A 9,975-nucleotide genomic window follows, 5' to 3' on the forward strand; every position below is an offset into this window, starting at 1 on the left:
TCGCGGCAGTGCGGCCGGGCCGAGGCGCCAGTGACGCGGGAGATGTGATGGCAGACAGGGCGGCCGTATGGGGGCCGCAGCGGCGACTGAAGGACTCCGTGCCTCGCCTGGCCGACGAGTCGACCGGGTCGTTCGCCAATCGCCTGGCGCATGCGCACGGCCTGGAGTTGGGGATGTTTTTGGACCGGGTGGGTACAGGCCGCCAGCCGGTCAATCCCCGGCTTCCGTCGCTGGCGGAGCTGTACGTCAACCGGGAAGCACTGGACAACTTGGCGGTGCTGTCCGGCCGGACTCCTCACCAGTTGCAGCTGGCCCTGACCAGCCTCCAAGATCGTTTTCTGCTATCGGGAGATGATCCGGCCTGCTGGGAGTGGCCGTTCAAGGTCCGGGAAGGGACGGGGTATGTGGTGCGCTGCTGCGATCTGTGCGCCGGTGCCCGGGGCGTGGATGAGGCGGCGTGGCTGCTGTGGCCGGATCAGTGGCGGGTATGCCTGCGCCACCGGCGGTTCACCGACAATCATCGCGGCCAGGGTCCGTACGTGGTGCCCCTGGAAGGGCTGCCGGAGGTGGTGCGTGCCCACGCCGACCGGCTGCAGCTGGAGCGCCGTTTCGGTACGGCGGGAGCGGAATTGTTCGCCGACGGCTTCCAGGTGGTGGCGTGCTGGTGGGCACGGATGGGCGGCGACGTGTGGAGCTGGACGCAGCGGGCCTGGAGGGTGGCCCTGGAGGCGCGCGAGCTACGCACGGGGCCGCTGGTGATCTATCCGGAGGCCGTCCAGTTGGCGCGGGAGATGCTGCGCTACGAGCAGGAGGGCGCGCGTTCGCGGGCTGCGCGGGAGGTGTGGGTGGAGCAGGTGCAGCAGCTGATGGACGGTTGGGGGCTGGAGGGCAGTGAGGGCCTGGGCGAGCTGGTGCAGTGGCTGGATCACCATGCCCGGCCCGCTGCGAGCCCCTTCGCGCCAGACGACGGTCGGCAGCGTCGGCGTCGGCGGGTGCTGGCCGTGGGGCACAGCCGGCTCGCCGAGCCGTCCGGTTCGCTGCCCGAGCGCTCCTGCATGCTGTGACACCTTGGGTAACTTGCCTATCAGGCAGGTGAGTTGATTCCGATGCGAAAGCCGCGAGCCGTCAAGAGGCCGTCACCCGTTCGAGTGATGACCTCTTGGGTGTGCTGACTGCTGCGTACGGCAGACGGCCAGGCTGGCGGCACGTCCCGGGTCGGGTGACGGGCTCCGGCCGGCAGACGCGGAGGGAGGGCCCGGATGCGCGATGTGAAGGCGTGGCATCTCAACGATGTTGGGAGTTTGACGTGTGTGACGCCGGAGGCCCTGTGGGGGGTGTCATTGGAGGAGCGCCAGCCCCCCACGGCTCCGGTCGCCCACCATGGCCGGCAGGGCAAGCTCTGCGACTGGTGGTCGGCGACGACGGGCACGCTGGTGGTGTGCGGGTCCAAGCGGCGCTCGTATGTAGCCGCCGAGCTGGACTTCGATCCCGCCATCAGTCGGTTCGCCGGGGAGCCGGTCGAACTGCACTGGGAGGAGGGCCGTATCCGGCACCGGTGGCGGCCTGACTTCATCGCCCTGACCCGTGACCAGCAGCGTCAGGCCGTGGTGCTCGCTCCGCACCGGATGGGGCCGCAGTGGCGCGAACGTCTGGCCGCCCTGCGTGAGGTCGCCGCTCAGGCCGGCTGGAGCGTGTGCCTGCGCACGGTGCCGCACGGGGTGCGGCGGGAGAATCTGCTGCTGGTGGCGGACTTCCGGCAGCCTGCGGTCTGCGATCAGGCGCATGAGCGGGCTCTGCTGGCCGCGTTTCGGCGGCCGCGGCCGCTGAACGAGGGCGTGCTGGCCAGCGGTGTGCCCGAGTGCCTCGGCCGCGACCATGTGTACCGGCTGATCTGGCGCCGCCTCCTGGACATCGACTGGGGCCGGCCACTGCTGCCCTTCTCCCCCGTCTGGGTGGCGAGGAGGTGGCGATGACGGGCGCGGTGTCGGGCTGGTTCGAGACCGACCAGGTCTGCCTGGGCGATCTGGTGCGCTGGCGCGGCGCACTGTGGGAGGTCAGCGCCTTCAAGGGGCGGCAGATCACCCTGCAGCCGCAGTCGGGCGGCGAGGCACCGGTGGACACGCTGTGGCGGGAGGTGGAAAGCGCCCCGGACTTCGCCGTCCTCGACGCGGACGGGCAGGCCGTGGCCCGCAAGCACCTGCCCGCGCTGGGCGAACTGCTGGAGGCTGTCACCCCGGCAGAGCGCGAGAAGGCCCTGTGGTGGCACGAGCACATGAAGGAGCTCCAGAGCGGGCTGCGGCCCGGCTGCACGACGGCACGTCCCGGCTACGACCCGGACACCACCACCTTCAAGCAGCGCTGCCAGACCAAGTCGGCCGAACTCGCCGCCGCCGGCATGGAGTTCAGCTGGCGGGCGCTGGACGACCGGCGCCGGACCTGGAAGGACGCCGACGAGAATCCGCTGGTGCTGCTGCACGACGGCCGCAAGACCCGTGCCCCCGACCCGGGCGGCCGTACCGACAAGCGGGTCATCGCACTGATGCACGAGGTCACCGCCCGTCATGCCCGCGAGTCCGGCGGCCGGGTCAACCGTGTGTACGAGGACGTCGAAACCCTCGTTCATCAGCGCTACCGCCGGGAACTGAAGGATCCGCGGGAAGCGGAACGGCTGCTGCTGCCCCGCTCGACGTTCTACACCCGGATGCAGGAACTCGGGCTGACCGAGCAGTTGAAGAAGACCACCCGCCGGCGCTCGCGCGAGGCCAGCAAACCGCCACGCCCGTACACGCCGTCGGTGGCACTGCGGCCGGGGCAGCTGGTGCAGATCGACACGTCCCCGCTGAAGATCAAGGCGATCGGGGATGACGGCCGCGCCGTCTCCGCCGAGCTGACCGCCGCGATCGATGTCGCCTCCCGCTCCTGTATGGCTCTCATGATCGTTCCCGTGGTGACCGGGGAGGGGCCGCCCGGCAGGCGCATCGGCGGCCGCGCCACCAAGGCATTCGATCTGGTGCTGCTGCTGGCGCAGTGCTTCGCCCCGCTGCCCATGCGGCCCGGCTGGGACCCGCTGACCGCAGCCCGAAACTCGGCCCTGCCCTACGGTCAACTGTGTGCGGCCGACGCCCGCTTCGCCGAGGCCGTCGCGGCCCGCCCGGTCATCCACCCGCGGACCATCGTCATCGACCAGGGAAGCCCGTATCTGAGCGAGCACTTCAAGATGGTGTGCAGCTTCCTGGGCATCAGCATCGAATACGCCCGCAAGGACACGCCTACCGACAAACCGCTGGCCGAGGCCTTCTTCCACGGCTTCGCTGACACCTGCGGCCAGTACGTGAAGGGCTGGACGGGCCGCAGTTTCGAGCAGCGCGGCTACGGGGTCGAACGCCAGCGCCTGTTCAGCCTCAACCAGATGCAGGCCGCGGCCGAGGAATGGGTGGCGCTCGACTACCAGCAGCAGCCGCACGAGGGGCTGCGCAGCCCTCTGTATCCGGGGATGGTGCTGTCCCCGAACCAGATGTACGACCGGCTGGTGGCGGGCTACGGCTACCGGCCCCGGCAGCTGTCGGCCGAGGACAACCGCAGGCTGCTGGTGCCGGCCTGGGTCACGGTCACCGACAAGGGCGTCCGGATCGAGAACCGTACCTACCGGTCGCTGGATGGGCGGCTGCGGGAACTGGAGGGCCTCGGCTCCGGTCTCACGCACAAGAACGGCCGGTGGGAGGCCCGCTACAACCCCTACTATCCCAACGTCGCCTGGCTGTATGACCACCGGTTGAGCGGCAGGTGGATCCCGGTGGAGTTCCTCTACCGGCACATGCTGGCCGACCTGCCGTGGACGCACTACCAATGGCAGGACGCCGCCGAGGAACGGGCGCTGAGCGGGGGCAGCCGCGAGGACGAGGTGGCCATCACCCTGGCCGTGAAGGAGCGCCACCGCCGCACCCGCCGCGGGCCGACCGCCCAGCAGGCGGCCGAGCCTCGGCTGCCGTTCCGCGGCGTGATCCGCCTGGGGACCGGCGACACATCCGACTCCGGGGCGTCGGCCACGCCGCTGGACCCCGACACCGTTCCCGCCGCCCCCTCGCTGCCCGTGCCGGCCCGGGATGTCGACAACGGCCGCTACACCCTGCCCTCATTTGCACCAGCCGACGCCGATGACGACCCGCCACCGGCCAGCACCGCAGCGCCCGCATGACCCCGCCTCTCGCTTCACCCGCCGAGGAGAGCTGAATGAAGACCACCGTGCCCGCCGCATCCGAGGCCCGGGACGAGATCGCCCACCTGGTACGCACCGCGCCGCCCCTGCCCTCGTGGATCTTCTCCTGGGAAGGCTGGGAACGGTATGTGCGCACCGAGTTCAATCCACCCGACCTGGAGGACTGCGCTCCTGCGGACGTAGAAGTCGACGAGGACGACCCGCGGGTGGACTATCACCGTCATCTACTGATGATCGACACCGCGTTCCTGAAGGACTGCCTGCTGCGGGCCCAAGGCACCTTCGGTGTCAACCGCAACCGGTACGAGGGTCTGCTGGACATGGTGATCGACGGCCCGGCCGGCACCGGCAAGACGTACCTGCTGCGGCTCATCGGCCGGGAGTTGCAGCGCAGGGTCGAAAAGCATTTCAGCGACCGGGTCCCGGTCGTGCACATCACCGTCCCGCACGATCCGGAGAACAAACTCAACTGGATATGGGAGATCGCTTCCTTCCTTGCCCTGACACCCGAGCCCAAGAGCGAGGCGGAAGCCCGTCAGCTGCGCCGCATCCCCGACCTGTCCCTACCCGTGCACACCGTCATGGAGCGAAAGCAGACCCGCCTGCTGCTGGTCGACGACATCCAGCGGGTCTCCCCCAGCCAGCTTGGCCCGATCCTGCACTACTTCGACTACCTGCGCACCCGGCTGGGGATCACCACCGTCTTCTGCGGCACCGGTGCGGCCGACATCGTCCAGGCTGCCCGCAAAGGCTGCGACCGCCGCGACGACGCCCTGTGGACCGCCCACCAGCGGCTGCAGCCGGGGGCCACCCCCGCCCAGTTGAATGCAGCACTGGCCAAGGAGCAGAACGTGCGCAGTCTGCTGCCGGTCACCTGGGTAGACCCGCTGCCCTGGAGCGACGACGCCGAGGGCCAGGCCCCCTTCCTGGCCGTGCTCAAGGGCTACGAGAAGAACCTGCGCATGCGTAAGCTGAGCAAAGACGTGCTCACCCAGCATGCGGGGTATCTGCACGATCGGACCGGCGGCTACTTCCTGCACCTGTCCCAGCTCATCTGCGGCGCCGCCGTCAACGCGATCCTCGACGGCACAGAGGACATCACCCGCAAGCACCTGGAGGCCGTCCGCATCGGCCGCGAAGAGATCCTGCCCCGGAACTGACCGGACTGCGCACTTGGGCCGCGCACCGCCCGCCGTCGGCTGCGTGCAGGACTTCGGCACGGTGCCAGCGCATGACAGCCCGCTTTCGCCTGCATCCCCTTTGAGGACACCCGCTATGAGCGTGGATCGGACCGGCATCCAGGATGTCCATGCCCTGTGGCTGCAGACGCTGGACTTCCTGCGCGGCAACGCGCCCCAGATGTGGGCGGACATGTTGCGCAAGGAGGGGGTGACCTTCTTGATGCCGCCCGCTGTGGCAGCGCTTGAGCGGGCGGAGGATCAGGCCGCCGCCCTCGCCAACGCGGAATGCCGCCGGCTGCGCAAAGCGGACTTGTTCTACATCACCCGGGAAGCCGCCGAGAGCGTCACCGACCTGACGGGCATCCCGTGCATCGCCCAGATCGCCAGCATCGTGCCCTCCCCATCTGGGCTGATGGTGTGGGAAGAACCGCCGGTATGCATCGAGAGGGGTGTGGTGCTGCGGGCCGTGTCCTGGGGGCCCTCCTACGGTGGCGGCACCTGGTGGTCCTGGTGGACGGATACGGCAGCCTGTGTGCGCGCCGGCATCACCGTGCCGAGCATGCTGATGGTCCACGGCGGGCTGACCTTCCACGAGGAGGTCTACGCCGAGCCCGATTTCTGGCCGGTGCAGGCCGATGACCCTGCCCAGCTGGAGCACCTGCGGTTTCGTGCCTTGCTGTTCACGTGGATGGCGATCTCCTGCGGACTGCTGGTGTACCGCGAATCCGTGGCTCCCGGCCAGGACATCCGCGGGCACCTGGGCCGCACGGGTGTGGAGTCCCGGCCGGTGCACCGCGTGATCCCAGCCCGTGGCGGCGAGCGGCCGGGGCTGGCGCAGATCCTGCGCCGCCAGCTTCAGCTGGACGGAACGGTCATGGAGGAGCGGCCTTACCCGGGGTCCCTTCCGGCGCCCTTGGTGCCGTGGCACGTCTATGTGCCGGATCTCGGGCACCGCCTGATCGTGGAGATCCCCTTTCTCGAACCACGGCAGACCGCAGTAGCGACGCTCGGCGCGGGAAGCAGGGTCGGCAACCTCGCGTTCGCGCCGGTCAGGGCGGTGCTGCGCCAGGGCTGGCAGTTCCACAACGGCTATGTGCGCTCCCCGCTGCTCTACGATCCAGAACTCGGGTTGCTCACCGATCCCGACGACGACGAGTTCTGATCGCGGGCACCCGCCCGCCGGCGGCCGTCACCGGACGCGGCGCGGTGGGGATGGACTTGGGGGAAGAGGGCGCGTCGGTCCACGGCGAATTCTGCACACGCCCGCATGCGGGGCATATTCCGCTTACCATCGTCTGCTGATCATCATCGCTCAGGGTGACGTGTCGGGGACGGGGGGCGGGCGGTGTACGTGTCTGAGGTGCTGGTGGAGAGGTTCCGGTCGTGCGAGCGGGTCCTGATGCCGCTGCGGCCGGAAGTAACGGTCCTGGTCGGGGAGAACAACGCGGGCAAGTCGAGTGTGATCGATGCAGTGCGTCTGCTCACGGATCCTCTGGACGGGCGGCGGATGCGCTATTTCGAGGAGGCCGACGTCCTCACCGCGGCCACTGAACAGGGCGGCCCCAGTCTGCAGCTGGACGTGACCGCCATCAGCCCGCAGCAGAGCGGCGCGTATCTGGAGGCGCTGCTGCCTGAGGGGACGCCCGAGAGCCGTACCGCGCGGTGGCAGGTGTCTTGGACGCCGCCGCAGACGGGCCGACGGCGCGGCAGCACCGTCTGGGCGCAGGGCGCGGGCCTTCCGGTCACGGGTGAGCCTGCCGCGCGGGGTGGTGTGCGGCATGTCTATCTGCCGGCGCTGCGTGATGCTGAGCGGGAGTTGGCCTCGGCCGGCGGGGATCGGGTGCGGATGATCCTGCGCGGGCTGCTGGGGGACGACGAGCAGGTCGATGCCTTCGTCGAGCGGATCGGCAGCGAGCTGAAGAAGGTGGCCGCGGACCCGGATGTGGTGAGGGTCGGAGAGAAGATCAACGAACCGCTGCGGGACCTGACGGTCGGTGCGCATCCCCAGCAAAGTGAACTGGCTCTGGCCGAGCCCACGTTCGCGTCGATTGCCCGGTCGCTGCGGGTGCTGTTGGGTGATGCCTCCGCGCAGCCGTTTCCGCTGTCGGCGTCGGGGCTGGGGTATGCCAACACGCTGTTCATTGCCACGGTGATGGCGGAGCTGGACGCGGCGGCCGAGGCCGACCTGACGGTGCTGCTGGTGGAGGAGCCCGAGGCGCACCTCCACCCGCAGCTGCAGACTCTGCTGCTGCGGTATCTGCAGCAGCGGGCGCGGGCCTCGCGGCGCCAGCCTGCGGGCGATCCAGCGGAGCCGGCCGGGCATCTGCAGGTGGTGGTCACCACCCACTCCCCCATCCTGTCGGCCGCGGCCAGCGTAGAGGACCTGGTGGTGATGGCGCGCTGTCCGGGCGAGCTGTCGGACGGCTGGCAGGCCCGGCCGTTGCCCATCCCCAGGCTGCAGTTGAGCCCGAGCCGGGTGCGGCATCTGGACCGTTATCTGGATGCCACGAAGAGTGCCTTGCTGTTCGCCTCACGGGCGATCCTGGTGGAGGGCATTTCCGAGCTTCTGCTGCTGCCGGCGATGGCCGAGCGGGTCCTGGCCGCCGACGAGGCCGTCGATGCGGCGGTGAAGCGGGAGGCGTTCGAAGCGGTGGAGCGATTCTTCGGCACCACCCGGGTGATCGTCGACGGTGTCGGGTTCGAGGTCTATCTGCGGGTGCTGCTGGCGCCCGTCGACGGCATCTGTCTGGGACGGCGGGTGGCGCTGATCACCGACACGGACGTGGCGCCCGGACAGCCGGATCCTCCACGGCTTCAGTCCCTGCGGGAGCTGCCGCAACGCTGGCATTCTCCGGGCGTGCTGCACCTGGCCGCAGCACCGCGGACGCTGGAGCCGGCCCTGTGGTCGGACGGCAACGTCACCGCCTTGCGGGCGGCGTTCATCCGCTGTGCGCCGCGCTCGCAGGAGCGCTGGGAGCAGGTCGTGCAGGCGGACGATCCCGCGCTGGCGTTCGGGGAGCTGTTCGTGCCGAAGACCAGCCGTACCGTCACCGGGGCGGATGGCGAGCTCGCGAAGGGAACCCCTGTCTCCAAGGGAGAGTTCGCGCAGCAGCTCGCCGACGTGCTGGCTGACCAGACGGTGCCGTTCACCGTGCCCGCCTATCTCGAGGATGCCATCCGCTTCATCACCGCTTCTGACGCCAACTCCCCGGCGGTGGGTGCGCCGTGACGAGTGCGGAGCAGAAGAGGGCGCTGCGGGAGGCCGCTGAGGCGCAGCAGCAGGCCGCCGTGACCGTGACCGCGCCTGCCTTCGTGCCCGCCTGCCCTGGCGCGGGCAAGACCTATGTGATCACCAGTCGGCATCTGCAGTCGCCCCGGCGGCTGCTACGCAAGGGCCGGGCCTTGATCTCGTTCACCCGGGTGGCGCGGGATCAGATGACCCGCCGCTGCCGCCAGGCGGGCCGCGCTGATTTGGTCCAGGCGCCGCACTTCATCGGCACGCTGGACTCGTTCTTATGGGAGTTCCTGGTCAAGCCGCTACGGAAAGCCGATCCGGTGCCCCGCCTGCTGGAATCATGGGCAAGCGTCAAGGCCCTGGTGGAAGGCGTGGACCGGGAGATCTCTCTGCACCGCTTCCATATGACTTTGGACCCCTCGCACAACTCGGCGCACGGGAAGGTGGCCTGGGACAAACTCGACTACGACACCCGCCAGCTCATCGACGCCAGCTCCTGCAGCCGCTCGGTGTGGGAGGAGAAGATCCTCGCCACCCGCAAGTCATGGTGCGAGCAGGGGTACTTCACCGGTCACGAGGTACGGGCCGTGGCCCTGTGGAACCTGCGCAACGCCGAAGCCGCCGCCGCGTTGCTGCCGCCGCTGCAATCCCGGTTCGCGGAAATCATCGTCGACGAGGCGCAGGACTGCTCCGCCGCCGACCTGGCGATCCTCCAGCTGCTGCACGACGCCGGCCTGCCGCTGGTCCTCGTCGGTGACCCGGACCAGGCCATCTATGCCTGGCGGGGCGCCGAACCCCAGGCACTCGGGGCCTTCGCGGCCCGCCTGTCCCCCACCCCGCACCGCCTGACCGGCAACTGGCGCAGCTCCCCCGTCATCTGCCGGCTGGCGGCCACCCTGCGTACGGGGCAGCGCCCTCCGGACACGTCCGTGATGCGCGACGACAACATCCCCGTCCTGCTGCTGCCCACCCTGTTCGCCGCTACCGGCAGCCGCCACATCCACGCCCCGACCGGCACTGGCATCGTCGACGCCTTCCGCACGCTCACCGAGGAGTACGCCGTCCCGGCCCAGGACTGCCTGGTGACCGCCTACAAGTACGCCACCTTGCCGGGCATCAGCCGGGAGAAGCCCAACACCAACGCGATCACCAGCCTGGCGTGGGCCCGCACCGTCGCCCACACCCCGGGCGCCTCCGGCGACGATCTGGCCCGCGCCTGCGCGATCGCCGTGCGCGCCCTGTTCGGTTAGTGCGTTGTGGCAAACCGGATCTCGTTCGAGGTAATGCGGCGCGGGTGATCATCTGGACGGAGGTTCGGGTGCGGTCGCGGGCATGAGAGAACG

The 9,975-nt window shown here is 69.7% G+C and carries 7 protein-coding genes; all 7 read left to right on the forward strand.

Features of this window, described 5'->3' with window-relative positions; all coding sequences use genetic code 11:
* The first annotated feature begins 47 nt into the window (after positions 1-47).
* The 7 genes from AB0I51_RS44805 (at position 48) to AB0I51_RS44835 (ending at position 9,882) form a co-directional block, all read left to right on the forward strand.
* Positions 48-1,064, forward strand: a complete 1,017-nt coding sequence (locus AB0I51_RS44805; RefSeq protein WP_362984680.1) for a TniQ family protein — start codon at positions 48-50, stop codon at positions 1,062-1,064.
* Between the two features lie 246 nt (positions 1,065-1,310).
* Positions 1,311-1,973 (forward strand): TnsA-like heteromeric transposase endonuclease subunit, encoded by a 663-nt coding sequence (locus tag AB0I51_RS44810; RefSeq protein WP_362984682.1) that lies wholly within the window; start codon positions 1,311-1,313, stop codon positions 1,971-1,973.
* A complete protein-coding gene (locus AB0I51_RS44815; protein WP_362984684.1) occupies positions 1,970-4,195 on the forward strand; it encodes a transposase in 2,226 nt (741 codons plus the stop codon). The genes AB0I51_RS44810 and AB0I51_RS44815 overlap by 4 nt, the downstream gene beginning before the upstream one ends.
* 35 nt (positions 4,196-4,230) lie before the next feature.
* Entirely contained in the window at positions 4,231-5,376 is a 1,146-nt protein-coding gene (locus tag AB0I51_RS44820; RefSeq protein ID WP_362984686.1) for an ATP-binding protein, read from the forward strand.
* A gap of 115 nt (positions 5,377-5,491) precedes the next feature.
* Entirely contained in the window at positions 5,492-6,559 is a 1,068-nt protein-coding gene (locus AB0I51_RS44825) for a hypothetical protein (RefSeq protein ID WP_362984688.1), read from the forward strand.
* 189 nt (positions 6,560-6,748) lie between these two features.
* Positions 6,749-8,626: an AAA family ATPase gene (locus AB0I51_RS44830; protein ID WP_362984690.1), complete on the forward strand. Its 1,878-nt coding sequence runs from the start codon at positions 6,749-6,751 to the stop codon at positions 8,624-8,626.
* Complete coding sequence (locus AB0I51_RS44835; RefSeq protein WP_362984692.1) at positions 8,623-9,882, forward strand: UvrD-helicase domain-containing protein; 1,260 nt, start codon at positions 8,623-8,625, stop codon at positions 9,880-9,882. The genes AB0I51_RS44830 and AB0I51_RS44835 overlap by 4 nt, the downstream gene beginning before the upstream one ends.
* Positions 9,883-9,975 lie beyond the last annotated feature (93 nt).

Source organism: Streptomyces sp. NPDC050549, assembly GCF_040655035.1.
In the GTDB taxonomy this organism is placed as follows: Bacteria; Actinomycetota; Actinomycetes; order Streptomycetales; family Streptomycetaceae; genus Streptomyces.

What these genes read in the sequence shown, in the direction of transcription:
- AB0I51_RS44805 (WP_362984680.1), top strand. Translation starts at nt 48, where the DNA reads ATGGCAGACAGGGCGGCCGTATGGGGGCCGCAGCGGCGACTGAAGGAC.
- AB0I51_RS44820 (WP_362984686.1), top strand. Translation starts at nt 4,231, where the DNA reads ATGAAGACCACCGTGCCCGCCGCATCCGAGGCCCGGGACGAGATCGCC.
- AB0I51_RS44825 (WP_362984688.1), top strand. Translation starts at nt 5,492, where the DNA reads ATGAGCGTGGATCGGACCGGCATCCAGGATGTCCATGCCCTGTGGCTG.
- AB0I51_RS44815 (WP_362984684.1), top strand. Translation starts at nt 1,970, where the DNA reads ATGACGGGCGCGGTGTCGGGCTGGTTCGAGACCGACCAGGTCTGCCTG.